23 protein-coding genes and 1 pseudogene are annotated in these 26,986 nt (G+C 37.5%); 18 read left to right on the top strand and 6 right to left on the bottom strand.

What is annotated here, in order from left to right; all coding sequences use genetic code 11:
- Window positions 1-610 precede the first annotated feature (610 nt).
- The 9 genes from pdxR (at window position 611) to qoxD (ending at window position 10,850) form a co-directional block, all read left to right on the top strand.
- Window positions 611-2,047 carry a MocR-like pyridoxine biosynthesis transcription factor PdxR gene (gene pdxR / locus J2Y67_RS18850; protein ID WP_310176444.1) on the top strand — a complete coding sequence of 479 codons (1,437 nt, stop codon included), beginning with the start codon at window positions 611-613 and terminating at the stop codon, window positions 2,045-2,047.
- A 210-nt stretch (window positions 2,048-2,257) separates the two neighbouring features.
- Window positions 2,258-3,388: a histidinol-phosphate transaminase gene (hisC, locus tag J2Y67_RS18855; protein WP_310176446.1), complete on the top strand. Its 1,131-nt coding sequence runs from the start codon at window positions 2,258-2,260 to the stop codon at window positions 3,386-3,388.
- Window positions 3,385-4,698, top strand: coding sequence for an aminotransferase class I/II-fold pyridoxal phosphate-dependent enzyme (locus J2Y67_RS18860; protein ID WP_310176448.1), 1,314 nt, complete (start codon window positions 3,385-3,387; stop codon window positions 4,696-4,698). The genes hisC and J2Y67_RS18860 overlap by 4 nt, the downstream gene beginning before the upstream one ends.
- Window positions 4,691-5,434 (top strand): hydrogen peroxide-dependent heme synthase, encoded by a 744-nt coding sequence (gene hemQ, locus J2Y67_RS18865; RefSeq protein WP_310176450.1) that lies wholly within the window; start codon window positions 4,691-4,693, stop codon window positions 5,432-5,434. The genes J2Y67_RS18860 and hemQ overlap by 8 nt, the downstream gene beginning before the upstream one ends.
- 40 nt (window positions 5,435-5,474) lie before the next feature.
- Window positions 5,475-6,950 carry an aminotransferase class I/II-fold pyridoxal phosphate-dependent enzyme gene (locus J2Y67_RS18870; RefSeq protein WP_310176542.1) on the top strand — a complete coding sequence of 492 codons (1,476 nt, stop codon included), beginning with the start codon at window positions 5,475-5,477 and terminating at the stop codon, window positions 6,948-6,950.
- 95 nt (window positions 6,951-7,045) lie between these two features.
- Window positions 7,046-7,951, top strand: coding sequence for a cytochrome aa3 quinol oxidase subunit II (qoxA, locus tag J2Y67_RS18875; RefSeq protein ID WP_310176544.1), 906 nt, complete (start codon window positions 7,046-7,048; stop codon window positions 7,949-7,951).
- A 73-nt stretch (window positions 7,952-8,024) separates the two neighbouring features.
- A complete protein-coding gene (gene qoxB, locus J2Y67_RS18880; protein WP_310176451.1) occupies window positions 8,025-9,971 on the top strand; it encodes a cytochrome aa3 quinol oxidase subunit I in 1,947 nt (648 codons plus the stop codon).
- Window positions 9,971-10,567, top strand: a complete 597-nt coding sequence (qoxC, locus tag J2Y67_RS18885) for a cytochrome aa3 quinol oxidase subunit III (protein WP_310176452.1) — start codon at window positions 9,971-9,973, stop codon at window positions 10,565-10,567. The genes qoxB and qoxC overlap by 1 nt, the downstream gene beginning before the upstream one ends.
- A gap of 1 nt (window position 10,568) precedes the next feature.
- The gene (qoxD, locus tag J2Y67_RS18890) at window positions 10,569-10,850 is read left to right on the top strand and encodes a cytochrome aa3 quinol oxidase subunit IV (RefSeq protein ID WP_310176454.1); all 282 of its coding nucleotides are present in this window, start codon (window positions 10,569-10,571) and stop codon (window positions 10,848-10,850) included.
- 68 nt (window positions 10,851-10,918) lie between these two features.
- On the opposite strand, the gene J2Y67_RS18895 is transcribed toward qoxD, so the two are convergent.
- Window positions 10,919-11,185 carry a hypothetical protein gene (locus tag J2Y67_RS18895; protein ID WP_310176456.1) on the bottom strand — a complete coding sequence of 89 codons (267 nt, stop codon included), beginning with the start codon at window positions 11,183-11,185 and terminating at the stop codon, window positions 10,919-10,921.
- 272 nt (window positions 11,186-11,457) lie between these two features.
- On the opposite strand from J2Y67_RS18895, the pseudogene J2Y67_RS18900 reads away from it, so the two are divergent.
- The 3 genes and pseudogenes from J2Y67_RS18900 to J2Y67_RS18910 form a co-directional block, all read left to right on the top strand.
- Window positions 11,458-11,733, top strand: a pseudogene (locus tag J2Y67_RS18900) (nitrilase-related carbon-nitrogen hydrolase); the annotation flags it as partial.
- 622 nt (window positions 11,734-12,355) lie between these two features.
- Window positions 12,356-15,148, top strand: a complete 2,793-nt coding sequence (locus tag J2Y67_RS18905) for a DUF3289 family protein (protein ID WP_310176458.1) — start codon at window positions 12,356-12,358, stop codon at window positions 15,146-15,148.
- A complete protein-coding gene (locus J2Y67_RS18910) occupies window positions 15,141-15,656 on the top strand; it encodes a hypothetical protein (RefSeq protein WP_310176460.1) in 516 nt (171 codons plus the stop codon). Before J2Y67_RS18905 ends, J2Y67_RS18910 begins: the two co-directional genes overlap by 8 nt.
- Before the next feature lie 109 nt (window positions 15,657-15,765).
- On the opposite strand, the gene J2Y67_RS18915 is transcribed toward J2Y67_RS18910, so the two are convergent.
- Both J2Y67_RS18915 and J2Y67_RS18920 read right to left on the bottom strand, forming a co-directional pair.
- Complete coding sequence (locus J2Y67_RS18915) at window positions 15,766-16,356, bottom strand: hypothetical protein (protein WP_310176462.1); 591 nt, start codon at window positions 16,354-16,356, stop codon at window positions 15,766-15,768.
- 186 nt (window positions 16,357-16,542) lie between these two features.
- The gene (locus J2Y67_RS18920; protein ID WP_310176464.1) at window positions 16,543-17,778 is read right to left on the bottom strand and encodes a MerR family transcriptional regulator; all 1,236 of its coding nucleotides are present in this window, start codon (window positions 17,776-17,778) and stop codon (window positions 16,543-16,545) included.
- Between the two features lie 185 nt (window positions 17,779-17,963).
- Between J2Y67_RS18920 and J2Y67_RS18925 the strand changes: the two genes are divergently transcribed.
- Genes J2Y67_RS18925 through J2Y67_RS18945 form a run of 6 tightly spaced genes read left to right on the top strand, consistent with a single transcriptional unit; the run spans window position 17,964 to window position 24,417 of the window.
- Window positions 17,964-19,250, top strand: coding sequence for an NAD(P)/FAD-dependent oxidoreductase (locus J2Y67_RS18925; protein ID WP_310176467.1), 1,287 nt, complete (start codon window positions 17,964-17,966; stop codon window positions 19,248-19,250).
- Between the two features lie 13 nt (window positions 19,251-19,263).
- Window positions 19,264-20,736, top strand: coding sequence for an aldehyde dehydrogenase family protein (locus J2Y67_RS18930; protein ID WP_310176469.1), 1,473 nt, complete (start codon window positions 19,264-19,266; stop codon window positions 20,734-20,736).
- 49 nt (window positions 20,737-20,785) lie between these two features.
- Window positions 20,786-22,204, top strand: coding sequence for an MATE family efflux transporter (locus J2Y67_RS18935; RefSeq protein ID WP_310176471.1), 1,419 nt, complete (start codon window positions 20,786-20,788; stop codon window positions 22,202-22,204).
- Window positions 22,205-22,249: 45 nt separating this feature from the next.
- The gene (locus tag J2Y67_RS18940) at window positions 22,250-22,567 is read left to right on the top strand and encodes a cupin domain-containing protein (protein ID WP_310176472.1); all 318 of its coding nucleotides are present in this window, start codon (window positions 22,250-22,252) and stop codon (window positions 22,565-22,567) included.
- Window positions 22,564-22,740, top strand: a complete 177-nt coding sequence (locus tag J2Y67_RS28040) for a DUF3237 family protein (protein ID WP_396954104.1) — start codon at window positions 22,564-22,566, stop codon at window positions 22,738-22,740. The genes J2Y67_RS18940 and J2Y67_RS28040 overlap by 4 nt, the downstream gene beginning before the upstream one ends.
- Window positions 22,741-22,791: 51 nt before the next feature.
- Window positions 22,792-24,417 (top strand): amidohydrolase, encoded by a 1,626-nt coding sequence (locus J2Y67_RS18945; RefSeq protein ID WP_396954105.1) that lies wholly within the window; start codon window positions 22,792-22,794, stop codon window positions 24,415-24,417.
- 106 nt (window positions 24,418-24,523) lie between these two features.
- On the opposite strand, the gene J2Y67_RS18950 is transcribed toward J2Y67_RS18945, so the two are convergent.
- From J2Y67_RS18950 to J2Y67_RS18960, 3 genes are all read right to left on the bottom strand, one after another.
- Window positions 24,524-25,450 (bottom strand): alpha/beta hydrolase, encoded by a 927-nt coding sequence (locus J2Y67_RS18950; protein WP_310176474.1) that lies wholly within the window; start codon window positions 25,448-25,450, stop codon window positions 24,524-24,526.
- A 612-nt stretch (window positions 25,451-26,062) separates the two neighbouring features.
- On the bottom strand, window positions 26,063-26,251 hold the full coding sequence (locus J2Y67_RS18955) for a hypothetical protein (protein WP_310176476.1): 189 nt from the start codon (window positions 26,249-26,251) through the stop codon (window positions 26,063-26,065).
- 32 nt (window positions 26,252-26,283) lie between these two features.
- Complete coding sequence (locus tag J2Y67_RS18960) at window positions 26,284-26,568, bottom strand: hypothetical protein (protein ID WP_310176478.1); 285 nt, start codon at window positions 26,566-26,568, stop codon at window positions 26,284-26,286.
- Window positions 26,569-26,986: the final 418 nt, after the last annotated feature.

Genomic DNA, 26,986 nt, shown 5'->3' on the forward strand with positions numbered 1-26,986 from the left:
AAGATAAAAAAACCCGCTAGAAAAATTAATTCTAGCGGGCATTCTTGTATTAATGGAAAGTTCCACAAATGTCTAACATGGATGTTAAATTTCAGCATAATTCCTTCAGTTCATTAATCTTTTTAATTCCTGTTTGACTCATAGATTGATGAAGGTTAATATCAAGTCTTTTTAATAAAAGTGGATGGTTAAAACTATGTTAAATTGGATGGTTTCAGATGTTTATAAATCAACTATAATGAATTACTAAGACTTTATCAATATTCCGTCACTTAATTTAAAGCTTAACTGTGTTACATGGAGATTTTAACAACCTTAGTAATTATCGTGATTGTAATATCGATAATTGCTACATTGCTAGCTGGAAAAAGGGACGAAAACTACAGTAGTTCAACAAAAAGAAACACTACCAATTTAACTTTAATTTAAGCCATCTTTATTCCTATCGTTTTGATTGCCTGGGAGTATTTATTGTATTTTTTACCTTGTAATCCGCAAAAAACCTATCGTCTTAAACGATAGGTTTTTTTAGAAACTTCAGCAACCGACTAAAAGTTTAAAAAGAGAAAGATAATAATTAGACTACATTACATTATAAGGACTGAAAAATATGGATTGGAAACCAGATCGCCAAGCCAAAAAAGCTATATATAAACAACTGGCTGAATATATTGAAAACGGAATTGCGGATGGTACTTTTCCTCCTGATAAACCATTACCTTCTGAGAGAACTTTAGCCAAGGATCTCAATATTAATAGAAGTACAGTAGTTGCTGCATATGATGAATTGGAATCAAATGGGCTAATTCAAAGAAACAGAGGAAGCGGCACGACTATAAGTAAAGATATCTGGGGAATTACCAAGAAACGTATTCCTTCCTGGAACAGGTATATTGAAGCGGGGTCGTTTTTACCTAATTTACCTGTAACCCAGAGGATAAGGAAAGAAGCTGTAGAACATAAGTTAATCAATCTAGCTAGCGGAGAATTGTCAGAGGATCTATTTCCGTTGCATTTCTTAAGAGAGATTACCTCTTCTCGATCGTTTATTGGAAGCTTGGGATATGATCATCCGCAAGGAAACGCTATTTTGCGAGAAACGATTGCAAAGCATGTTAAGCAATATCGAAAAATTGAAACCAATCCTTCATCTATCTTAATTACATCTGGCGCACAACAAGCATTACACTTGGTGGTCCAATGCCTATTAAAACAAGGTGATGCAGTTGCATTGGAAGATCCCTCTTACAACTATAATCTTCCAATATTTAAATCAGCAGGACTGAGACCTTATTACATTCCTGTAAACCATGAGGGTATCAACCCGGATGACTTACTTTCCTTGCATAAAAAGCATCGAATACGAATGATATTCTTGAATCCTGCTTTTCAAAATCCAACGGGTGCTTTACTTAGTGAAAAGAAACGGAAAGCCATTCTTGAAATATCTTCAGAACATGGTATCCCCGTAGTTGAAGATGACCCTTACAGTTTAACATCCTTTAAAGGGGAAAAGGTCTCTACTTTAAAATCAATGGATGTCAACGGAAATGTTTTATATATTAGCTCTTTATCAAAGATCGTTGCTTCAGGATTAAGGATTGGTTGGATAATAGGACCAACCTCTGTGATTGAAAGACTCTCAGATGCGAAACAGCAAATCGATTTTGGTCATGCAAGTTTTACACAGTGGATGGCAAATGATTTTTTAGAATCCGAAAATTTTCATTCTCATATTACGAATTTAAACAAACAATTAGAAAGAAGAAGAGACCAAATTATTAGAAGTCTTGGATTGTATTTAAAGGATGAAGTTGAGTATTCCACCCCTATGGGCGGTATTCATATTTGGTGCGGGATAAAAGAAGAGGTAAATGAAACGCAATTATTGGAGGAATCCATCAAAAAGGGAGTCATTTATGTCCCAGGATATACGATGGGTTCTCAAAAAGATTTTGTTCGTTTTACATTTGCTAGGGAAAATGAAGAATTAATTGATGAAGGAATTAAAAGGTTTGCGGAAGCACTTGCGTCTACTAATATTTGAAGTTAGAAAGGTCATGTCATTGAAGTGATCCCTTTTTGATAAACAACAAATGGATGGTGAAAAAAGTAGTTCATTGGATGGTCATAAAAATTTTAAATCCGATAATATGGAGAAGTGGATTCTTATATGTTTATTTATGTAGATGTTTTTTCATGTGAATGTGTGTATTGATTCACAATTATCACTTTTCAGGGAAAGGTTGTGTTTCAAATGAATCAGATTTTTAAACGTAAGGCGTTAGAAAGTATTAAGCCCTACACACCAGGTAAACCTTTATGGGAGGTAAAAGAGGAATTAGGCTTGCAACAAGTAATTAAATTAGCATCTAATGAAAATCCCCTTGGCGCTTCGCCGAAAGCGATTGAAGCCGTCTCTAACATACTGAATGAACTGAATCGTTATCCTGATGCACATGCCGTCGAGCTAAAGAAGACTATTGCTTCTTGCCTGGCTTTAAAAACGGAACAATTAATCATTACGAACGGGGCAGATGAATTAATTACATTAATTTCTGAAACCTTTCTTGAACCAAGTGATGAGATTATTGTTCCTTTTCCTTCATTTAGTGAATATGATTTTGGTGCACAGCTGATGGGTGCAAAGGTCGTTCCAGTACCGCTTGATCATGAATATCAATTTAATATTGAAACGACCTTAGCAGCAGTGACAGCACATACAAAATTAATTTATATCTGTTCTCCTAACAACCCAACTGGTACTTATATGCCAAAGTCGATGCTAAAAGAGCTGCTTCATTCTCTACCTAAAAATATTTTAGTTGTTTTTGATAGTGCATATAGTCATTTTGCTACAAATGAAGATTATACAAATGGATTGGAATTTGTACGTTCCGATTTTCCCATTATAGTATTACAAACCTTTTCTAAAATTTATGGTCTTGCTGGTGTAAGGGTAGGTTTTGGTGCGGCACCAGAATCCATTATCCAAAGCATTCTACATGTGAAAGAACCATTTAATGTTAATAGTCTTGCACAGGCTGCAGCATCTGCCGCTATAACAGACGAGGAACATGTTAATCATTCAAAACAAGTGAATGCTAAAGGTCGTGAACAGCTTTACAATGCTCTGACAGAACTTGGGATAAAGTATACAAAAAGCATGAGTAATTTTATTTTAATTGAGTTTGGGGCATATGCAAAAGAGGTTTATCAAAAGCTTTTAGCTCTTGGCGTAATCGTACGTTATGGCGATATATGGGGATTGCCGGGACATATCCGAATATCTATTGGTACACAGGAAGAGAATACAATATTAATAGAAGCAATTAGTTCTATTTTCTTAAAATTAAGGTTAGTTAACTTTAAAGGGGAAGTAAAATGAACGAACTTGCTAAGAAGTTAAACGATGACTTATTAAAATATAATGCTACTATCTATCACTTATTATCTCAATTAGGAAAGAAACTGTATTATCCAAAAGGAATCTTAAGCCAAAGTGCTGAAGCAAGCAAAAAAGCTACACGTTTTAATGCAACAATAGGAATTGCAATTGAAAACGATGCACCTATGCATTTTAATCATATTCAAGAAACTTTACAAGAGTATTCACCTGATGAAGTATACCCTTATGCCCCACCACCTGGGAAATTAGATTTACGTTTAGAATGGAAACGGAAATTATTAAGAGATAATCCTTCCTTAAAGGAAAATCATATGGGTCTGCCAATTACAACGAATGCATTAACCCATGGGTTGAGCGTTGCAGCTGATCTTTTTGTTGATGAAAACGACGTGATTATCCTTCCAGATAAATATTGGGGGAACTATCAGACGATTTTTCACATCCGAAGAGGGGGCGAACTTAAGACATTTAGCCTATTTGATGAGTTTAATAAATTTAATGTTCAGGCACTTAAGGAAAGATTAATGGAACAAAAGGAAGCGGGTAAAGCCATCGTTTTGCTTAACTTCCCTAACAATCCGACAGGATATACTCCAGGTGAGGAAGAAGTCCAAGGAATTATTTCGGTATTAAAAGAAGCGGCAGAATTAGGTATCGATGTAGCAGTAATCCTCGATGATGCCTATTTCGGGCTGTTTTATGGGGATTCGGTTAAAGAATCTTTGTTTAGTAGATTAGCAGGGCTTCATCCGAAATTAATACCGATTAAAGTGGACGGGGCAACAAAAGAGAATTATGTATGGGGTTTAAGAGTAGGGTTCCTAACTTTTGCTTCCGAAAACCCAGAAATATTAGCTGTACTAGAGCAAAAAACAAAAGGTTTAATTAGAGGAACGATTTCGAGTAGTTCGCATCTGTCTCAGACAATTATTTTACGCTCACTGCAATCCAGTCGTTTCGAAGTCGAAAAGCATGAAAAGCATGAAGTAATGAAACGAAGAGCCATAAAGGTAAAAGAGATTGTCCGAAATAAAAAGTATCAGACTGTTTGGAGTTTCTATCCATTTAATTCAGGCTATTTTATGTGTTTAAAACTTAAAGATGTAGATGCAGAAGAGTTAAGACTTCATTTGCTTAATCAATATGGAGTAGGCACAATAGCAATTAACTCGACAGACTTAAGAATCGCCTTTTCTTGTGTAGAAGAAGAAGATTTAGAAGAACTCTTTGAATTGATTTATATAAGTATAAAAGATTTATTAACAAAGGAAGTTGAAAATTATGTCTAATGCAACAGAAACATTGGAAGGGTGGTACTGTCTAAACGATTTTCGTAAGATTGATTGGAAAAGCTGGAAGTCTTTAAATGATGAAAATCGTCAAGAGCTGGTTAATGAGTTAATTGAATGGTGGAATCAATGGAATGATATTCAAGAACGATCAGAAGGTAGTCAGGCTTTCTATCAAATATTGGGACATAAAGCTGATATTATGTTTATGTTTCTCCGTCCCACCCTTGATGAACTAACTCAAATAGAATTGGCATTTAATAAAACTAAATTCGCTGAGTATACGTTCCAAACGACATCGTACGTTTCAGTAGTCGAACTAAGTAATTATCTTCCAAAAGGGGAAGATCCATTTGCTAAACCAGAAATAAGAGAACGTTTGTATCCCAAAGTTCCTAATGTGAAATATATTTGTTTCTACCCGATGAATAAGCTACGCAGCGAAAGTGACAATTGGTATATGTTATCAACCGAGGAACGCAAGAAAATGATGCGAAGCCATAGCTTAATAGGCCGGCAATATGCCGGTAAGGTAAAGCAAATCATTTTAGGATCCGTGGGATTGGACGATTATGAATGGGGCGTTGCATTATTTGGGGAGGATCCTATTCAATTTAAAAAACTAATTTACGAAATGCGATTCGATGAAGTTAGTGCACGATTTGGCGAGTTTGGTTCTTTTTATGTAGGAAAGTACCTGTCTGAAGAACTGTTTAATCATCTACTACAACTATGATTTTACAAAATATATGATGAGAAAGGGTGTTAACACATTGATTAAACAATTTGAGACACCATTATTTTCAGCCTTAAAAACACATGCAGAAAAGAATCCGATCCAATTTCACATTCCCGGTCATAAAAAAGGGAACGGAATGGATCCTGAATTCAGAGAATTTATCGGTGAAAATGCACTTTCAATCGATTTAATCAACATAGGGCCTCTTGATGACTTACACCTCCCTAAAGGAATTATCAAACAGTCACAGGAGTTAGCCGCCGAAGCATTTGGTGCAGATTATACCTTCTTCTCTGTACAGGGAACTAGTGGAGCCATTATGGCTATGATCATGTCAGTTTGCGGACCAGGGGATAAAATTTTAGTTCCACGAAACGTTCACAAATCTATCATGAGTGCGATTGTTTTTTCTGGTGCCGTTCCGATTTTTATTCATCCAGAAGTGGATTCACACTTTGGTATCTCTCATGGTATTACACCCGATTCTATTGAGAGAGCATTAGTTTTACATCCGGATACAAAAGCTGTGCTTGTAATCAATCCAACGTATTATGGCGTATCTGGGGATTTAAGAAAAATAGTGAAGATTTCACATTCTAGGAACATACCAGTACTTGTAGATGAAGCACACGGAGCACATATTCATTTTCATGAGGAACTACCATTATCCGCAATGGAGGCCGGTGCTGATTTGGCTGCAACAAGTGTGCATAAATTAGGAGGATCCCTTACACAGAGTTCTATTTTAAACTTGCAAGGTAACCTTGTATCATCTAAACGTGTCCAATCTATATTAAGTATGCTTACAACAACCTCTACTTCTTATTTATTATTAGCTTCTTTAGATGTTGCCAGAAAATCTTTAGCTACGGAAGGACAAGCACTGCTGGAAGACACGATTAGAAAAGCAGAGAAAACACGTTCAAAGATTAATCAAATTGACCATCTATATTGTATGGGGCGAGAAGTCCTGGAATCTAGCGCAGCTGTGGCGATGGATCCTACCAAACTGTTAATATCAGTAAAAGAGCTTGGAATTATCGGTTATGAAGTTGAAAAGTGGCTTCGAAACAAATTTAATATTGAAGTTGAATTATCTGACCTATATAACATCCTTTGCATTGTTACACCTGGTGACAGCGAGGAAGATTTACAAATTCTTATACAAGCATTAACGGAATTATCGCAGGAACATAAAATTCAAGCAGACAAAAAAGTAAACAGTTCTTCAGTCTTGTTACCTAAGATTCCTTCGTTAGCATTAACACCACGTGATGCTTTCTATGCTGAAACGGAAGTGGTCCCATTTGAACAATCTGCCGGAAAGATCATTTCAGAGTTTGTTATGGTTTATCCTCCGGGGATTCCCATCTTTATACCGGGAGAAATCATTACAGAAGATAATTTACTGTATACGAGAAAAAATATTGAAGCAGGCCTTCCTGTTCAAGGGGCAGACGATGAGGAACTAAAAACTATACGTGTGATTAAAGAACATCCAACAATTAAATAAAAATGAGATAGTCTGCTTTTATTGTATGTGAATTAAATCACATTCTATCAAACATTTTATTTGTAATTATCTTAATGAAAGAAAGGGATAGAAGAATGAAATTTAAATCGGCTTTATTAATTCTTGTTTTCACTATTATCATAGTACTTACGGGATGTGAGCCACTTATGGTCCTTGATCCAAAAGGCCCTCAAGCCCAAAGACAAGCCAATGATATTATGCTGTCCATCGGCATCATGTCAGTTATTGTTATCGTGGTTTTTGCTATGTTGACATATATCTTAATTAAGTATCGTGCCGGAAAGCAAAGTCCGGACTATGAACCGCCTCACATTGAAGGAAAGAACTGGGTCGAGGCAATCTGTGTAGGTATTCCTGTCATTATTGTTGCTTACTTATCATTTGTATCTGTTCAAAGTAACTACATTGTAGAAGCAAAACCTCAAGGATACGAGAATAAGGAGCCTTTAGTAATTTACGCCTCAACATCTGACTGGAAGTGGCATTTCAGCTACCCAGAGGAAAATATTGAAACAGTTAACTATTTGTATATTCCTACAGACCGTCCGCTAGAATTTAGACTTTATTCATTTGGACCAATTACAAGCTTCTGGATTCCGCAACTGGGCGGACAAAAATATGCAATGTCCAATATGATTACAACTTTAAACCTGGCTGCTGATAAACCTGGTGAAATGATGGGGCGCAACTCTAGTTTCAGCGGAAAGGGATTTGCTGAAAATACGTTTAATGTCACAGCAATGGCTCAAAAAGATTTTGATAAGTGGGTAAAAGACGTCAAGAAAACGGCTAAACCTCTAACAGAGGAAAAATTTGAGGGGTTATTAAAACCAGGGCATCTTGGACAGATGACATTTACAGGTACTCATTTAAGTTTTAGTCCTGCACCAGGACATTACAATAGCGGATCATCTGAATCGGTGGAAGGGAACACTCAGGATTCAAAAAATGAAACACCAAAACACGATAATCATCAATAATTATTGAGCGTTTAATAAATACAACGCTTGAAAAACACACATGGATTAATTTCCCGAAAGGAGTCAATAAAGGATGGAATTCTTGAAACGTTTTGCAGTACCCCATCCAGGTATAGCGATATATGCTTCAATGGTTGCGATTGGTCTTACCTTAGTTGCCATTATTGCAGGTATAACGTATTTTAAAAAATGGGGTTATTTATGGCGTGAATGGTTAACCACGGTTGACCATAAACGAATAGGTATTATGTATTTAATCTCTGCCTTAATTATGTTATTCCGAGGTGGAGTGGACGCGATTATGATGCGTGCACAGCTTGCTGTACCTGATAATAAATTACTTGATGCACAGCATTATAATGAAGTCTTCTCAACACACGGGGTTATCATGCTTATGTTTATGGCAATGCCATTTATCTTTGCTTTTATGAACTATCTTGTTCCATTACAAATTGGAGCTCGTGATGTTGCTTTTCCAAGATTAAACGCATTAAGCTTTTGGTTATTCTTCTTCGGGGCGATGCTATTTAATATCTCCTTTGTTGTCGGAGGGTCACCAGATGCAGGATGGACTTCTTATTTTCCACTTGCTGGGAATGAATATAGCCCATCGGTCGGTACGAACTATTATATGTTATCCATTCAAATATCCGGACTAGGTTCACTTATGACGGGTATTAACATGATTACAACTATTATTAAGATGAGAGCGGCTGGCATGACTTTAATGAAAATGCCGATGTTCACATGGTCTTCATTAGTTACAAATCTTATTATTGTAACAGTCTTCCCGGTATTAACAGTGGCACTTGCGATGGGAACAATGGACAGACTGTTTGGTACACATTTCTTTTCGACAACAAATGGCGGGGTCGATATGCTATGGGCCAACCTTTTCTGGGTTTGGGGACATCCTGAAGTATACATTCTAGTGTTACCTGCATTTGGTATATATAGTGAGATTATTTCAACATTTGCTGGTCGAAATCTCTATGGTTATAAATCGATGGTAGCCTCCATGGTTATTATTTCAGGACTTTCATGTATGGTCTGGGCTCACCATTTCTTTACAATGGGTCAAGGGGCACTTGCAAATAGCTTCTTTTCGATCACCACAATGGCTATTTCGGTGCCGACAGGGGTAAAGATTTTTAACTGGTTATTCACATTATGGAAAGGTAAGATTCGTTTTACCGTCCCAATGCTATATTCGATCGGTTTTATTCCGCTATTTGTAATTGGAGGAATGACAGGGGTTATGCTTGCGATGTCTGCAGCTGACTATCAATATCATAATACCATGTTCTTAGTTGCCCACTTCCATAATACGATTATCCCTGGCGTCGTATTTGCCATGATTGCCGGACTTACGTACTATTGGCCAAAGATGTTTGGTTTTATGCTGAATGAAAGAATAGGTAAGTGGACGTTCTGGTTTCTATCGATCGGATTTTGTTTAGCGTTCTTCCCAATGTACATCACTGGTTTAGATGGACAAGCACGTCGAATGTACACATATTCTGCGTCAACTGGTTTCGGAGCATTAAATATGGTTTCATTTATCGGTGCAAGTCTTATGGCCATAGCCTTTGTTTTAATCGTATATAACGTTTATTACAGTGTACGTTATTCACCTAGAAATATCAGTGCAGATCCATGGGATGCACGTTCGCTTGAATGGGCTACACCTACTCCTGTCCCGGAATATAACTTTGCCATTACACCGAATGTTGCTTCCAGTCAGGCATTCTGGGATGCTAAGAAAAAAGCTCATGAGCTTTTTTCAGGCAAAATAGAAAAAATCCATATGCCAAATAACAGCGGAGTTCCATTTATTATGAGCGCAATATTCTTTATTTGGGGATTCTCGTTAATATTCTCATTGTGGATTCAAGCGATTATTTCAACCATTGCTATATTTGCTTGTATGTTCCATCGGTCATTTGAAAAAGATCATGGTCGTTATATTTCTGTTGAAGAAATTAAAGAAACTGAGACAAAATTGCGAGGTGCTAACTAATGAAAATCGACCACTCGCTTCCATTAGAATATAGTACAAAACAAAACGGATTGAATATTTTTGGATTTTGGGTTTTCTTAGCAGCTGAAATTATGCTATTTGCCACTCTTTTTACTTCGTATTTTACATTAGAGCATAGAATTGGAAATGGCCCTAGTGGAGCTGAAATGTTTGAGATGGCTCCAGTTATAATTGAAACATTGCTATTATTGACAAGTAGTTTTACAATAGGGCTCGGCATTCATGCAATGCGTCTTGGGCGCAAAAAAGCGATGTTGACATTTTTTGTGATTACGCTTCTACTTGGTCTTGGGTTTCTGGGCTTTGAAATAGATGAATTTATTACGTATATTCATGAAGGAGCAACACTGCAAACGAGTGCCTTTACCGCCATTTTAATGACTACTTTAGGAACTCATGGTGCACACGTTTCTTTCGGTTTATTCTGGGGAGCATCTATACTTAGCCAGATAAAAAAATGGGGTCTGACTCCGGAAGCAGCCAATAAATCATTTATCTTCTCTCTTTATTGGCATTTCTTAGATGTGGTTTGGATTTTTATTTTTAGCTTCATCTATCTGAAAGGAATGATGTAGTATGAGCGAATTATTTCCGCGAAATCAAATAATAGGATTTGTCTCATCCCTTGTTCTAACGGCAGTCGCTCTAACAGTTTACTTTTTAGGTTTGTCTTTTGCAGCAGGTATGACGGTACTCATAATTACTGCTTTTTCCCAAGCTCTCCTGCAATTTGTTGTATTCATGCATGCTGGAGAAACGGAAGATAAATGGATTATTTATGGAAAAGTTTATTTTATGATTGGAATGGCCTTAATCACGGTTTTTGGTACATTGCTAATCTTCCTATGGGATATGTAAGTAGAAAGGGGGGCGGTTTTTAACGCTCTCTTTTCATTCATTTAGAAAAGGACCCTTTCAGTTGAGGTTTATTTTTTTACTAAATACAAGCCATTTCTTGGTTTTACTGGTGGAATTTCAATTCCTTTGGAAGTGTTTTCTACCATCTCCTCTGTTGCAATAAAAAACATCCCCATAAGGAAAAAAACAACCGCTCCTATAATGGTTCCGATCCCAATACCAATTACTGGACTAAAATCACTTTTAATTCCGAATAAAAAGATCAGCATACCTGTGATGAATTTTATATTGCCGGTCCACTTTGTTGCGTTTAAAATTTTCAAACGTGTATTCATCATAAACCACCTTTGTAAGAATGCAGTATTGAAAAAATTTAAATCAACTGGGTAATTCCTCAAGAAGATATTTTTTGTAATGGAAATTGTAAATTGAATACTTAACCCTTAAATACTATTATTCATTTTGTTCACAAAATTGTCAAAAATTAAATAATAACAATTTTATAGGGAACAAAAGAAATATCTATTTTCGCCATTTTTGAAGGAATTTAGTATCAAGGATATTGGATGGGTGAATTTCATGGTATTTGGATGGTCTGTTTTAAGGTAAGGATATGTATCCTGAAGATTTAGCTTGTTATGATGATTTAAAGTCTGCTCCCGAAGTGATGTGTAATGGAGGAAGTGCAATTGTTGGACCTTTGGGTGAATACATTACTGAACCTGTTTGGGGAAAAGAAGATATCATTATTGCTGACCTTGATATGAAACAAATCGCCTACAGCCAATTTGATTTTGATCCAGTTGGTCATTATTCAAGACTGGATGTTTTTAAATTGTTAGTTAACAAAGAAAAACAAGAGAGCACACTTTGGCAGAAATAACACATAGGGTACGAAACCACATTCAGCATTTGTCCTGATTGGATGGAGTATCGCTGTTACAGCTTCCTTTGGTACTTAAAAGATTTTAGTATATATCAAGAAAATAAAAGGTTAAAAAGCTTGGTAAAACTCCAAGCTTTTTTTTGCTTAATACACTTCTTTATATTTGCTATTCTACAAGTTACTGTTACCAATCGTTCTTTTCGAAATCCGATTTCCAAGATTAAGTATAATCCTACGAATATATTCCAATAGATGGGTATTTTGTAACTTGTTGGGATTTAGAGGAAATCGTTACAATAGGTTTGTTGTTCCAAATCTTTATCTAGGAGGGATTTTCTTAAAGAAAATATTATCTCATTAATAACTTTTACTTTGATGATTAGTCCTATCACTGCCTTTATAAAGGAGTTGATTTAATGACATTATCTCAAGGATTTTGACAATATTTCTTTGGATGGGAACCACGATATCGTATGTTTCTATCATTAAGTCAAATAATTTGCGTTATAAAAGTGCAACAGTTTTATAAGTATCTACCAGAGTAAATGGATGCCACTTCTATCAATATAGTTATATTTTTATAGGTTAAATTAATATTTTTTTAGAGGAGATTTTTATGATGAAAAATAAAGTAAAAAGTATGTTGAATTTTTTATTGACCTTTGCAATGATTTTCGGCGAATCTGGGCAAGCAGTGGTTGCCAAGGGTAATAGCCATGCTAATCAAGGACAACATAAGAATTCCAGTGAAAAAAATGTAAAACAGTGGTTAAGTGAATATGAATACTATGAAGATACCAGAGAAGGGAAAATTTATGATCAAGTAGCAATAAATGAATTAAAGCGTTTCACAAAAGTTATAAAAGATACGAATGCTAAGATTGATTCTAATATCCTAGATGATCTGGTAAAGGAATTTGAAAAAACCGGAGACTTTAAGCAAAAAGATATGAATGAACTTAATGTGCTTGAACTATTGATTAACGAATATGAACAAGCGTATCAAGAGGAGTATATAAAAGGAGTGGTTCTTAAAAGTGATCAGCTCTTGAAAATCAAACATAGATTAACAGTATGCCTATGGGCGTTTGTATCAAAAAACGATTTTAATGAACCGACTGAAGTATTAATTGCAGATATACTCTTTAATTTTTATTTATCGGATAAAATTGTCAATAAAAATGCTATCGGCATTTTAATGGATATCTCTGATCAAACGGATCACAAAGGAAAACAACTAAAAGCTCATTTGAACAATGCTGTGAAAATGTCTGAAAAAGCCAATGCGTTTCTAGAAAAAGATCTAGCTATCCCTGCATCCAAATCCTTTCAAAATGCATATAAACAAGTGTTATTCGGACTTAAAAAAGCAGGCTATTCATTAAACACAGAGTTCTTTGAATCTACCTCTGACACGGATGGTGACACCATAACAGATGGAATAGAATTTCAGGAAGGAATGAATCCATTTAAAAAGGATACAGATGGTGATGGATTAAAGGATAATATTGAATATGAGATCAAAACATTTATTTCCCCAACAAAATCTGATACAGATCATAATGGTATAGGTGATGCAGATGAAGATATCGACGAAGACGGCCTGATTAATAAAGACGAGCAGGTTCATAAAACAACTTTGATTAAGAAAGATTCAGACCAAGATAGTTTAATAGACGGATTTGAAGTACATCAGTTTCATTCATTACCTAATAAGTATGATACGGATAGCGATGGGTTAAGTGATGGAGATGAATATGCCTTAAAGACAAATCCGAATGCTGCAGATAGCGATCATGACGGGATCAAGGATTCAAATGAACTCTATAAACAATCGATTAGTAAATCCTTGATTCAGCCTGATAAATCAGAAATTAAAAGTGTAGAAGTTAGGTTTAGTGCAAAGGATAATATTAGTAAAACGACTAGAATTAGCAGCACAAACAAAGTAAATATTAAAACAACTAATTTACACGGTATTATTGGTTCTCCTGTAAGCATCAATACGCAATCAGAATTTGAGAAAGCAAGTATTAAGTTTACTTATGATGAATCGAAGCTAGGAGACACGTTGGAAAATGATCTAGCCATCATTTGGTATAATGAAGATGAGGAAATGTTTGAAGGCCTTAACGCTGTTTTAGATACCAGAAAGAATGCAATAAGTATGGAAACTACTCACTTTGGTGAATATCTGGTTGTTGATAAGAAAAAATGGTTGGAGCTTTGGACAAGGGAAATAAACTACTCAAGGACAGATGGTGTAAATGAAACTACGCTTAACAACCTTGCAAAGAGGACAGGTGGAAAGTACGGTCAATCTTCAATTGATATCCAAGATGATACATCAGGTGATGGAGGCATTGATATAACAGATTCTGATGGGGATGGCTTATATGATACCTATGAAATTTTAGGAATGAAAACACCATACGGTATAATCTACTCAAATCCTGACAAGAAAGATACTGACGGAGATGGATTAACCGATGGTCAAGAAATGGGTCCATTCAAAACTTTTACGATAGAGATTTTCGGAATTACTATTCATTTTGAAGGTTTCTTTCCAACCAGTTTTCCTGACCGAAAAGATAGTGACGGAGATGGAAAGTTTGATAATGAGGATTTGCGACCGTTGTACGCTGATTTATCCGATTTAGTAATTTATCAATCAGATAGACCAGAAGGCTATGATGAAAATGGTAATGTAGCGAATGATATGAAAACAAATGATTTTACAGAAAATAAAATAAAAGACATTAGCTGGATGTTCAGATTCCAATTACTTGAATCTTATTTCCCAAGTATTCTCTTTGATGAGTTCGAGACAATGTCAACACTCTTATTTTCGACGGGAGATATGGAAGATGTTGTTTTAGATATGATTGATCATTTTAAGGAGGGAACTGGTACGAAGTATAGTAACCAGACTTTAACTAAAGAAGCGAGTGAGCATGAGACAACGAAAGCCTATGTTGAATTGGTCAAAAATGCCTTAGTTAATGAGCTAGAGAAAAATGGAGGTAATTTGGCAGCACTTAAGTTTGATGAAAATACAAAGCAAACAAATAAATTTTATAATTATATATATCAGGAAGCTAGGTATCCAACGTTTAGCACTACGAGTGATAATATAGGTGGGCTTACAATTACAGTAAATGATACTTGGGGGAATACGGTATCCGTAAAAGATTTTTCAGTAGAACAGAATCACTTTAAAGGAGTCATGCATGTTCGTTTATATGATCATTTTGGGTTGGATTTGCCAGATGTACAGAAGAAGTATGTCAACTTAGCAGGATTTCGTGCCTGGTTTGTCTTACAGCATTATGATAAATATGATGGGAAATATAAGCCCTTTGTTACTTTAATGGAAATGGATATACCAATCGAGGGGGAATTGAGTGATTAAAGTTAACTTAAAAATTTTAGTTTTGATGATTGGTATATTCTTAATTCTCTTAATTGGATGTACAAAAAATGAGGAATCAAGTGGGGAAACAAAGATTTTCGAAATAGCTAATACAAAAGAGGCCATTGGTAAAAAGGATGAAGAAGTGGTGACTCTTCGAAAGCATTACATGATTCTGAATCCACCAAAAGATTTAATAGAATTGAAAGAATTAGTTGAAAAATACAGTAAGGATCATCCGGTGGAAGACGAAATGAAGGTAATAGAAGGCAAAAATAGGATTTTTTATATGTACTTCTATAGGGAAAGTGAGGATTTGCCAAGAGACTGGCAGCCTGATGAAAGTTATATGAATACAGATCGGATAGAACATCATAATAATGATCTGATTGCATCAATAATTTGGTCAGATGCCGACCCACAAAAAGAATACTATAGTTATGACAAAAGTAAGGAAGGGAAGGTAATTAAGCGTATGCGTTTTATTGAGGATCAGCTTGTTGAGTGATATATTAACCATACACTAAAATATAATACAAATTTGCAGCCGGTTACAATTTAATCTATCGTGATGTCCGACTGATAAATTAAATTGTAACCTTAATTCTGTTAACCCTTTACAATTCCTTTTCATTTTCTCCAAAAATAATTTTACCATCTGCATCATAAACTGTAACCTTAACTGGCAATTTAACTTTATTTTTCTGGAAAGCAACATACCAAACCCATAAGTTATCCCGAACGAAAAACCTGTTTGGCTGTATATTGCCTTCACTATTAATAATGATGGTCTTTGCATCGTCTTCGGCAAATCCGTATATAACAGAAAAATTCTTTTGGACATTATTTTCGGCTTGCCAGCTTATTGGTCCTCTCTCCACTTTCTCCTCGTTAAACTCCTGGAAATCCAACATTGGATAAATAAACTTTTTAAAGTCAGTAAACCTTTTATTGGTAAGCACAGGAATGATTCCCGAACTACTCTCGGCAAAAACTAAATTTGAATTTGGATCAAACAAAAGAATTTTTTTGCAATCGCCAAATTGTGCTAATACTCTTTCACAGATTCTTTCTTCTAAGGAAGTAGCAGGAATAGTAGGACTAGCAGAAATTGTAGGTTTAGTAGGACTAGTAGGACGCGGTGCAAAAAAATAAATTACCACAATTATTCCCATACAGAGTGCGGCTATTAAAATTTTTTTACTCATCTCCATTGCCCCCCTAATTTACAATTAAACCAATAATTTTTGCAACAAAATTAAAAAGGGAACTTGACATATGATCTGAGCCCAAAAAGTTAGACACAAATATTAGGCAGCTTCTTTGGCATGAGTTCGGTATTGAACTGGACTCATGCCTTTTAATTTTTCCTTAATTCCAGCCCCTTTTGTGTGCTATTTGTCCGTATTAGCCAAATACATTAGCATGTGGAATTTTTCGCCTATTACTTGATAATCAAAAAAAAGACCTGGATCTGTACAGTAACCGATATTTTCACTTTGCGTGATTTGAAATTCGTAGGCTGATAGATTTTCTTCCAAGTAGTTTGGATATAAAATACCCTCGTGAGAATTTGGATATAATGGTGAAATATTTTTTAAGGATTTGGCCGAGCGATCATAATAGGAGTATCCACCGACAATTGTAGTATTGCTATGAAAATAGTTTTTCAGAACATGAATTGGGAACTGCGGATTGAGCAGTGAAAAATCATTTGATGTAAAACTATCCACAAAAACATCGATGCTAAAGGGCTTCAATGGCAGATTTAAATCACAATTCAAAATGTAAAGGGCATTTGGCTTTGGATTCATCCGCTCAATTCTTTTTCTAACCTTCTTGAGCATCGCAAGCGAATAGCCACTGAAAACATAGGATGCGCTTGTTTCAAGAACATCGATATATTTGGGCAGTGTGACGAAAGCGTCAATGTTTGTTTCTACGATTAATTTGTTTTTCAAATCTACAACATTCTGCAGAACTTTTTGAAACCAAAAATTACTTTTTTCAAATAAGTTAATCATGCTGGGATGGATCTCTTTAATCGTCTCTTTATCGTAAAAATAAGACGGATAAGGAGATGTCTCGTACAAGTTCGGGGTAATGATTATACCCTCCTCGATAGCTGCCTCGTAGCCACAGGTACAAGTTATTTTCCCCGTTTGAATGTAAACCTGTTTTATCGTCACTTCTTTCATTTCAAGTGGAATGCGGCACTTTGGACAATAGAGCAGATTGACAAAGGAAAGCGGGACCCCTGTAAAATTCTCTTCTTTGGGTGAAGATGAATGGGTTTGAACCGCTTTTTCAATCAATTGGATCGCTCTGGATATGTCTTCTTTTTCCTTATTCAGCTCGGTCTTTTTATCCATAAGCAAATTGTTATAGTAGTCGATATCCTCATGGTCCGAGAAATTTGTGACACGCTGATACGATAAAATTTGTTGAATTTCTTGCAATGAAAAATGAAACTTTTTCAGTTTAGTAATAAAAGCCATGTCGTCGAGGCACGATTGGTTCATTTGATACTGGGTGTTTTTTTTGTCCGGTATTAATAATCCCAGTTCAATGTAATAACGAACGGTATCGGTCGTAACATGAAAAAGCTTTGCAAATGTACCAATTTTCATAGATACCCCCAATGAAAAAAAGTGGAGTTACTCCATTTTTTTATGAAAACGAATTCAAAAATCTCTTAAATTGCTATTGACTTGGAGGAAGCTTCAAGTAATATGATTGTTCCGTAGAGTTCGAATATTTTGAATAATCTCGATGGTATTGTAACATACCTATCGCAAAAGGAGAAGAACAAGCTATGGATAAGATGGATCGGATGGATACGCTCTCACTGTGGAAAGCGACTGCAAAAACCTTTGAACATGGAAAGCTTCTTGAAGGAAATGAAGAAGCGGATGTCGTCATTATTGGCGCAGGGTTCACAGGCCTTTCTTCTGCTTATCATTTGCACAAAATGGGGAAAAGTGTCATTGTCCTCGAGCAAGAAACGATCGGATATGGAGCCAGCGGCCGTAACGGCGGGATGGTATTGCCAGGCTACAAGCCAACGATGCAGGATCTTGCCAAAAAGTATGGTGAAAACGAGGCAAGACAACTTAACGATCTCTCCCTGAATAGTGTTGAACTGGTAAAAAACATCATTGACGAGCATCAAATAAACTGTGACTTCAGAAAGACAGGGCACGTTGTGGCGGCTTACAAAGCCAAGCATTTTGAAGAAATGAAACATGAAAGTGAATACTTAAACAAATATTTCGGGTACGAAACAAGCGTGCTTGATCGGAATCAGTTGCCTCAAGAGATCGATTCCCCCGTTTATTATGGAGGCTTAGTCGACAACACAAGTTACTCGTTTCATCCCCTGAACTATGCGATTGGTTTGGGAGAAGCAGCTAAATCGGTCGGCGCAAAAATCTTTGAGCATTCGAAAGCACTATCTATTGAATACGGTCGAAACAGTGTGAAAGTTGTAATAGAAAAAGGTGTTGTTACTGCGAAAGACATTATTGTGGCTACAGATGGTTACTCGGGAAAACTCTTAAATGAACTGAACAAAGGTGTACTGCCAATTTCGGCACGGATTATTGCGACTGAACAGCTTCCGGAATCACTGTTGAATACCGTCATTCCCAATGATCGCATGATTTTTGATACAAGCAATTTCCTTTATTATTTCCGGCGTACGCCTGATCATCGGATCGTATTTGGTGGCGGCGATGTTCGCCCAAATTTAGGCGATGCCGCTTATCAAAGTGTTTACGATGCCATGGTTAAAATCATGCCAAAACTGGCAGAAAGGAAGATTGATTACCGTTGGGGAGGATTTATCGGGGTTACAGTTGATACGTTCCCGATAATTGGCAGATCGAAAGAAGGCGCCTATTTCGCAACGGGCTATTCGGGCCACGGCGCTTCCCTCTCGACATTGTTCGGTAAGTTGTTGGCCCAATGGATTGTTACGGGAAATGCGGGCGGATTTCGATTTGAGAAAGAACGCCTCAAAACGTTCCCGTTCTATAATCAAAAAATGATGCTGGTAAATCTGGCGCATATTAGTTTCAAATTGCTTGATATGATTGGATAAAGGAGAGAGATTCATGAAAATTAACATGTTCATTGATGGGAAATGGGTAGAAGCGTTATCCGGTGCTAGAAGAAACATTATCAATCCTGCAACCGGAGAGGTGATTGCAACGTCTCCGGATGGATCGGCAAATGATGCGAAGATGGCAATCAAGGCGGCCCGTAAAGCGTTCGACAGCGGGATCTGGTCGGATTTATCGGCTGATGAAAGAGCTGGCTATCTTTATAAGATTGCCGACCGCCTTGAAGAGAAGGCAGCTGAAATTGCCCGTTTGGAAACGGCAAATAACGGTAAGGTTATTCGTGCAACCACCTGTGTGGATATTCCGGTCTCGATTCAATGCTTTCGCTATTATGCTGACTTGATCAAGGGGATGAAAAAGGAATCTTACTCACGCGCTGATTCTTCAGAAACAATTATTATTCATGAACCGATTGGCGTTTGTGGTCTCATTGTTCCTTGGAACTTCCCGCTTATGATAGCTGTTTGGCAAATGGCTCCTGCCCTCGCCGCAGGGAATACAATTGTAATTAAGCCCGCAGAGGTCACTCCCGTAAGCGTATTCAAATTATTTGAAATTATCGAGGAGGTTGGACTTCCGGCCGGAGTGGCAAATTTGGTCTTGGGACCTGGTTCACAAGTTGGGAATGAGCTTGCCGAGAGCCATGATGTTGACAAGATTGCCTTTACCGGCGGAACAAAAACAGGCCAAAGTATCATGCGTGCAGCCGCAAATAATATGAAAAAAATCACACTTGAACTTGGCGGTAAATCTCCGCTTATTGTCTTCGATGATGTGGAGCTTGAAACAGCAGTCGAAAATGCGATGTTTGGTATTTTTCACAATGCCGGGCAAGTTTGTTCAGCTGCATCCCAGTTGCTGGTACAAGAGACCATTTATGATCAGTTTGTTGAAAGATTGGCAGAGCGTGCCAACAAAATTGTAATTGGCAATGGGAAAAGCGAGAATATTGAAATGGGAGCGCTCACCACCGAGCCTCATATGGAGGAAGTTTTACATTACATCGAAAGCGGAATCGAAGAGGGTGCCAGATTAGTATGCGGTGGCAAGCGCTTAACGGAAAATGGGCTTGATCGAGGGTTCTTTATTGCACCAACGATCTTTGCTGATGTACACGCGAATATGCGTATTGTGAAGGAAGAGATTTTTGGCCCGGTCCTTGCTGTACAGAAATTTAAAGATGAGGAAGATGCCATCCAAAAAGCAAATGATTCCATTTATGGACTAGCCGGTGCTGTATTTACTGAAGATATGGAGCGGGCAAAACGGGTCATTCGTAAATTGCGTGCGGGAATTACTTGGATTAATAGTTATCACCTTGCTTATGTTGAAGGCCCTTGGGGGGGATATAAGCAAAGTGGAGTCGGCAGAGCGTTAGGTGCCGTTGGACTGGAGCACTTTATGGAAACGAAGCAAATTAATATCCACCAGCATGCCAAGCCTGTTGGCTGGTATGCGAATTAACCTGGGCTTAAATGGCTAGATATATTATTTAATAGGGGGAGATATGCTCATGGAAATAGCAGGCAACCGTCCGTCATCGAAGATAGAACAGGCAGGGGGAATGAATAAACAAGCGTATGTTTCAGTGCTGGGAACCAAAAGTATTCCATTACTATATTTACGGTTTGCTTTGGCAGGTATTATGGCTAACGCGATTCTAGGAGTTGTAGCGGTTGTCGATGGCTATTTCGTCAGCGGCTTTCAGGAGCTGGAAGTCGAAGGGATCGGAATTGGATTTACGGTTATGGTTATTACCCGTATGTTTGGCGTTCTTTTGGGTGTGGGGGCCGGAGCGGTCATCTCACTTCGACTTGGAAAAGGGAAGGTCGAAGAAGCTAGAGGTATTATGGGACAAACCTTATGGTTTACTCTTTTCTTCTCCATTTTGCTAGCTGTACTTGGAGTGGTCTTTGAAAATAAAATTATGGCCTTATTCGGAGCAAGTGCTGAAGTGATTCCATATGCGGTGCAATACAGCCGCTTGCTATGGATTTCATTGCCATTAACGATATTGGCCGTTGTATTAAGTATTTTAACCAATATCGATGAAAAACCTGTATTATCAATGAACAGTTGGTTAGTCGCAGCAGTTGTTGCTGGGATTACAGAATGGATTATGGTAACGAAGTATGACATGGGGATGATGGGTTCCTCTTGGGCCAATACGATTTCTCAATCAATCCCTGTTTTCCTAATCTTTTATTTCTGGTTTGGCAAAACAAAACTTAAGCCAAAGTGGAAAGACATGAAAATAAAACGAAAGACAATCGGTGAAGTGGCTTGGACAGGTTTTGCATCTTTCTCGAGTCAGTTCATGATGTTTTTTGCCATTATTTTCTTCAACAACTTACTTCAAAGCTACGGTGGCGGGTTGCACGTTGCCGCTTTCACAATTCAAAACGGTTACATTACAAATCTGCTCGCATTAGCCGCGCTGGGTGGGATGACAGGACTTCAACCAATCATTAGTTATAATTACGGTGCGGGCAACCTTGATCGTGTTAAACAAGCAATTAAGACGGGACTCGCTTTTACAGTTGCCTTCTTTGTGATTGTGACAGCCATACTCATCATTTTTGCAGATCCAATTGTGTCATTTTTCTCCAGCGGTAATCCTGAATTGAAGAAATTGGGCATTTGGACGACAGTTGTATTCAATTCTTTGTTTACGCTTAATGCAGTCAGCTTGCTTATTGCCGGTTATTTCGAATCACAAGAGAGAAACTGGACGGCAACATTTATAAATGTTAGCAAAATGCTGTTGTTCTCGTTCCCGTTTCTATTTATTTTCCCGAAATTCTGGGGTGTAGAAGGTATATGGTACGCAGGTCCTGCTGCAGAAATTCCAGGCGTTCTCATTGCCATATACTTTATGAAAAAAGAGTTTAGACTTTTAAGAGATACGAATGTAAAGACAGCACGTTTATAAAACCTAAACCTTCATAATTACCTATAAGAAAGAGAGAGGATCATCATGTTTTTTGCGAAAAAGCTTACAACAGAAGAAGAGCAACAACTAGGCGTTGACATGTGGGAACCATGGGTAGGCGGACCGAATAAAGGACCGTGGCATCTAGAGGAACAGGAAGTTTTCTATGTGACAGACGGTGAAGTGTTTGTTACTGTTGATGGAGAAAAGTATCATATTACAAAGGGATGGGTCGTTTCCTTGGCTAAGGGCCTTGTCTGTGAATGGGAATGTCCAGAATTTTTGAAAAATAATTATAAAATGAACCATGAGATCAATTTGAAAAATACCGATATACGCTTCAAACGGACGACGGACATTTGATCTACGTTGTAAACCGGGGGATTATCTATGATCCTGAACAGGCTATCGAAAAGCTCAAAAAAGGAGAGTATATGTCCCCCGAAACCTATTATTTCAGAACGACGCCGACATTCGAAGCGTCCGGGGAGAGGTATGCCATGCTTGCCTGGGGTAGGGGAGCCGAATCCAACTAGCGTCCATATCAAGTTTTATCAATCGACATAACCGGGAAAGGGGAAAAACCTATGATTTATGCGGACCTTGTATTTTTGAACGGACAAGTGATTACGGTTAACGAACAGAACGATATAGCGGAGGCGGTCGCAGTTAAAGAAAATCGCATCGTTGCCGCAGGTACAAATCAGCAAGTTAAACAATGGATTGGCGATCAGACGAAGATTATTGATTTACAAGGAAAAAGTTTGCTTCCGGGGTTTATTGATTCGCACTTGCATCTTACTGGTTATGGTACAAATCGGCTGGGGGTGAACTGTAAAGAGTCTAATATTCAATCGTTGAACGATATTTTCATAGAATTGAAGAAAAATGCGGCAAAAACTCCAAAAGGAAAATGGGTGCGCGCATGGGGTTTTAATGAAGCTAAAATAGAAGAACAGCGTTATCCCACCCGATGGGAATTAGACGAAATCTCGACGGATCATCCCATCATGATTAGCCGAACGTGTGGCCATATCTCTGTTGTAAACAGTAAAGCATTAGAAATGGCCAATATCGGGAAACACACTCTTGATCCGGAAGGGGGAAAATTCGTTCGTGACGAACAAGGAGTTCCTACGGGAGTGCTCTTCGAAAATGCTCATATGAGCCTGTTTCAGATGGCAGAATTTACCGAGGAAGAGCTGAGGAAAGGGATGACCTTAGCCTCAAATGATTTTATTGCCGCTGGGATTACAAGTATTCATGATGCCGGAGGGTATGGTCCCGATAATCTACGTGTGATGCAGCAGGCTGTTAAGGCCGGGGATGTTAAGGTACGCATTTACGCAATGGTCTGTGCTTTAAATCACTCTGAGGAATTTGTGGCTAAAATGATTCAAGCTGGAATTATTACTGGACTTGGGGATGAAAGATTTAAAATTGGACCGGCTAAGGTATTTACTGATGGAAGCAGCAGCGGGCCGACGATTGCGACAAGGGATCCTTATACCAGCAACAAGGATAATTATGGTATTATGTATTTCACTCAAGAGGAGTTGAATCAAGTCCTCGGAAACGCCCATGAAAAGGGGTTCCAGATTACGGCTCACGCCCAGGGAGATCGAGCTATTGAAATGGTGTTAAATTGTATTGAAGAATCCTTAAAGAAGCATCCCCGAACCGATCACCGTCATCGGATTGAGCATGCAGGTATAACCATGCCCGATTTATTGAAACGAATGAAGGACCTTGGTGTTGTTCCGATTCCTAACCCTCCTTTCTTCTATGAATTTGGAGATGGATACGTCAAAAACTATGGAGAACGTGTCAACCATATGTACCCTGTTCGCGATTTTATCGACAACGGAATCATAGCGGCAGGAAGTTCCGATTGTCCAGTAACCGATTACAGTCCACTGTTTGGAATCCATATGGCTGTTAATCGAAAGAGTGGATCCGATCAGGTGATTGGAGGAAATCAGCGAATTAATGTTCTCGAAGCGATTAAGCTTTATACTTGGAACGGGGCGTATGCCAGTTTTGAAGAACAGATTAAAGGAAGCATTGAGGTTGGGAAGCTGGCCGATGTGGTTGTGTTAAATGAACGTATTCTTGATGTATCCGAAGACAAAATTAAGGATATTCAAGTTCAAATGACCTTGATTGGTGGTGAAATGATTTACCAAAGGGAACAAGAGACAATTACTTCATAGAACAATGAGAGATATCACTAATATTATTTTAATTTATACAAAAATAAGCCGCTAATGGATGTATTTTCATTCATTGCGGCTTATTTATTAAATCAAAATTTGTTTCTTAGCCAACCCTTAAGTACTTATTTAGAAACTGTATAACACGATGTTCATACTCTTCTTTATTCAAAAGATACGAATTAATATGTTTACCATCTTCCGTTAGCCACAATTCTTTATGGTTATCAGATGAAATGGATTGAATGAGTTTTTCACTCTCGGTATAAGGAATGGCTTCATCCGTTTTACTGTGGATCAATAAGAAGGATTTTCCTTTCGTGTTTTTCACATTAGTGATTGGTGAAACTTCAGTGGGGTCAATTTTGAGGAGTTTTCGCATGGAATGATAAATAAACGGTGTAAAAGGCTTTTTGGGTAATTTGGTCCAATAAGAAAGATTTTCTTTTAAAAAAGCTTCTAAATCACTAAAAGGACTGTCGGCTATGATGGCGGAAACTGCTGGATGTTCGCATCCGGCAATAAGCGCAGTTGAAGCACCCATACTCCAACCAAGCAGAGCAATCATTTTCTGCTTTTTTTTCTGAATAGAATACTCAATCGCTGCAGATAAATCGTGCTTTTCAAAGTACCCTAACCCTGTGGTTCTTCCTTTCGATTTGCCTGCATTTCGAAAATCAAACATAAGCACATTATATCCTTGTTTCGAAAGAACTTTGGCGAGTTGCAACCCTTCAATCCCTTCCATGGCCCGTTCATTCATATAACCGTGTGCCGTGATGACGGTTTTTTTGCTTTGCTTAGAAGTGGCAGGAATCCACCAACCAGACAGCTTTACTTGATCTTTTCGGTTGAAAAATTCAATCTCTTCGAATTTAAGTCCGAAGTCCATTGGATTTTTTGTGGATTTTGCCGGGAAGGGATGAGTAAGATAAAGTCCGATCCCAAGAGGGGCAAGAAAAAATACAGCGGGTACTGCCAAAAGTGGTCCCCACAATGATTTACCTTTTTTACTTTTTTCTTCCTCACTCAACATCAACTCCTCCTTTCCTTTTTAATTCACCGGTACTTTATCATATGCCGATGGACATCAAAACGGAAAAACATAATGTCCCATTTTGTTTGGTTTTTGAAAAGGTTTTGTTTTCCACCCAGGCAAACTGGCCTTGTAACTAAATGAGGAAGGGATTTAAGCGTATGGGAGGGTAAGTTAAAAGAATTATCGAAGCCCGAAGAAATTGAGCAACTGAGTATGAAGGGGATGCTTTTCGTGAAGGTGACGAACAGTTTGAATTTTCTCCAATGCATATCAAAATGTTCGATCTCTAGGTAATAAAACACTGGTAACAACCAGTTACGGTCAAACCATTGTTATTAATATGAGGTTAAGTGCATTTAATACCTGTTCGAGGTGTCAGTCCCCTGGTGGGGTAAAGCGTTACCTCACCGGGGGACTGACCCTAATTCTTTACTCTTCCTCACCCAATCGAAGCTTCAATAGAAAACCATACATAAGTAGGAAAATCATGATTCCCAATGTTTGAAAGCTTCCTACCATGGTCTTTATCGAGAAACTTCCTCTTAGGTTATGCCGATGAGTAATAATATAATTTCCATCGGCAGAGTTTGCCGCGACTAAAAGGATCTAGCTAAGGAGTATTAACACAGCACCAAGTCCAATAAAAACAGTATGTAATTTACTTTTATCCAAATAGATTAAGAGATTAGCTATTAAGAAGCCGAAAACTGCTGCAACAACATAAAACCACCATAAGGATTCAGCACCAACTTTAATTAACAAAACCATATACTGAATCGTAAAGCCCAAACTCATTAAAAAAATAGAAACACTATAGAAACAGGATGTCATGAATTCCTATTGCTCCTTTTTAGCAATAATATCAAGATAACAATGACACTAAGAATTCCTATGACCCAATATATTAATGCCAAACCATATACTGCGTTCGCATAGCTCTCCTTTAAGGGGAGTTCCACGACATCATGAAAAGTTTCCCCATCTAAATGATCGACCATCATATACCAGCCTAAAAACAATATGACGAAAAAACTTCCGAATAGCTTTAGTGCTGTACCGAACGTACTCGGTTCTTTCTTCCTTGCTTTCTTTTTTTGTTTCTTTTTATTCAATGATTACACCAACTTTTTTCTGAATTTCTATTAACAAAGGCTCTTTTCGTAAACTTTGTTGCTATTAGCACTTAATTAAGAGTCATTTACAAAGTTTCTAGGCAATTTCCGCAAATGTTCTTACGAAAAGATGCACATCCTAGCCTGGAAAAAACATAGAATAGAGAAGAAATTCAAGATTCCTCGGATAGTTTACAATTCTTGTCTAGGTGAAGCTCTCAGACGTCATAAATCTTTGAAAGCTGCTAAGGAATATCCATACGTTGCTGAAAGAGCAGAAGTCCAAAGATTAAATGTTTTTGGTCACAAATTGGTCACAAGGATTTCTATTTGAAAAGAATATATCTTATTTTATAAGCTGCTCAAATTGGTGAGCGGCTTCTTTTTGTATATTGGACCAAAGGTGTGTGTATGTGAT

The organism is Neobacillus niacini (assembly GCF_031456445.1).
Taxonomy (GTDB): domain Bacteria; phylum Bacillota; class Bacilli; order Bacillales; family Cytobacillaceae; genus Neobacillus; species Neobacillus niacini_I.

Excerpts from the sequence above, each read along its gene's own strand:
- pdxR (WP_310176444.1), top strand. The coding sequence starts at position 611 with ATGGATTGGAAACCAGATCGCCAAGCCAAAAAAGCTATATATAAACAA.
- hisC (WP_310176446.1), top strand. The coding sequence starts at position 2,258 with ATGAATCAGATTTTTAAACGTAAGGCGTTAGAAAGTATTAAGCCCTAC.
- J2Y67_RS18860 (WP_310176448.1), top strand. The coding sequence starts at position 3,385 with ATGAACGAACTTGCTAAGAAGTTAAACGATGACTTATTAAAATATAAT.
- hemQ (WP_310176450.1), top strand. The coding sequence starts at position 4,691 with ATGTCTAATGCAACAGAAACATTGGAAGGGTGGTACTGTCTAAACGAT.
- qoxA (WP_310176544.1), top strand. The coding sequence starts at position 7,046 with ATGAAATTTAAATCGGCTTTATTAATTCTTGTTTTCACTATTATCATA.
- qoxB (WP_310176451.1), top strand. The coding sequence starts at position 8,025 with ATGGAATTCTTGAAACGTTTTGCAGTACCCCATCCAGGTATAGCGATA.
- qoxC (WP_310176452.1), top strand. The coding sequence starts at position 9,971 with ATGAAAATCGACCACTCGCTTCCATTAGAATATAGTACAAAACAAAAC.
- qoxD (WP_310176454.1), top strand. The coding sequence starts at position 10,569 with ATGAGCGAATTATTTCCGCGAAATCAAATAATAGGATTTGTCTCATCC.
- J2Y67_RS18895 (WP_310176456.1), bottom strand. The coding sequence starts at position 11,185 with ATGAATACACGTTTGAAAATTTTAAACGCAACAAAGTGGACCGGCAAT.
- J2Y67_RS18905 (WP_310176458.1), top strand. The coding sequence starts at position 12,356 with ATGAAAAATAAAGTAAAAAGTATGTTGAATTTTTTATTGACCTTTGCA.
- J2Y67_RS18915 (WP_310176462.1), bottom strand. The coding sequence starts at position 16,356 with ATGAGTAAAAAAATTTTAATAGCCGCACTCTGTATGGGAATAATTGTG.
- J2Y67_RS18920 (WP_310176464.1), bottom strand. The coding sequence starts at position 17,778 with ATGAAAATTGGTACATTTGCAAAGCTTTTTCATGTTACGACCGATACC.
- J2Y67_RS18925 (WP_310176467.1), top strand. The coding sequence starts at position 17,964 with ATGGATAAGATGGATCGGATGGATACGCTCTCACTGTGGAAAGCGACT.
- J2Y67_RS18930 (WP_310176469.1), top strand. The coding sequence starts at position 19,264 with ATGAAAATTAACATGTTCATTGATGGGAAATGGGTAGAAGCGTTATCC.
- J2Y67_RS18935 (WP_310176471.1), top strand. The coding sequence starts at position 20,786 with ATGGAAATAGCAGGCAACCGTCCGTCATCGAAGATAGAACAGGCAGGG.
- J2Y67_RS18940 (WP_310176472.1), top strand. The coding sequence starts at position 22,250 with ATGTTTTTTGCGAAAAAGCTTACAACAGAAGAAGAGCAACAACTAGGC.
- J2Y67_RS18945 (WP_396954105.1), top strand. The coding sequence starts at position 22,792 with ATGATTTATGCGGACCTTGTATTTTTGAACGGACAAGTGATTACGGTT.
- J2Y67_RS18955 (WP_310176476.1), bottom strand. The coding sequence starts at position 26,251 with ATGAGTTTGGGCTTTACGATTCAGTATATGGTTTTGTTAATTAAAGTT.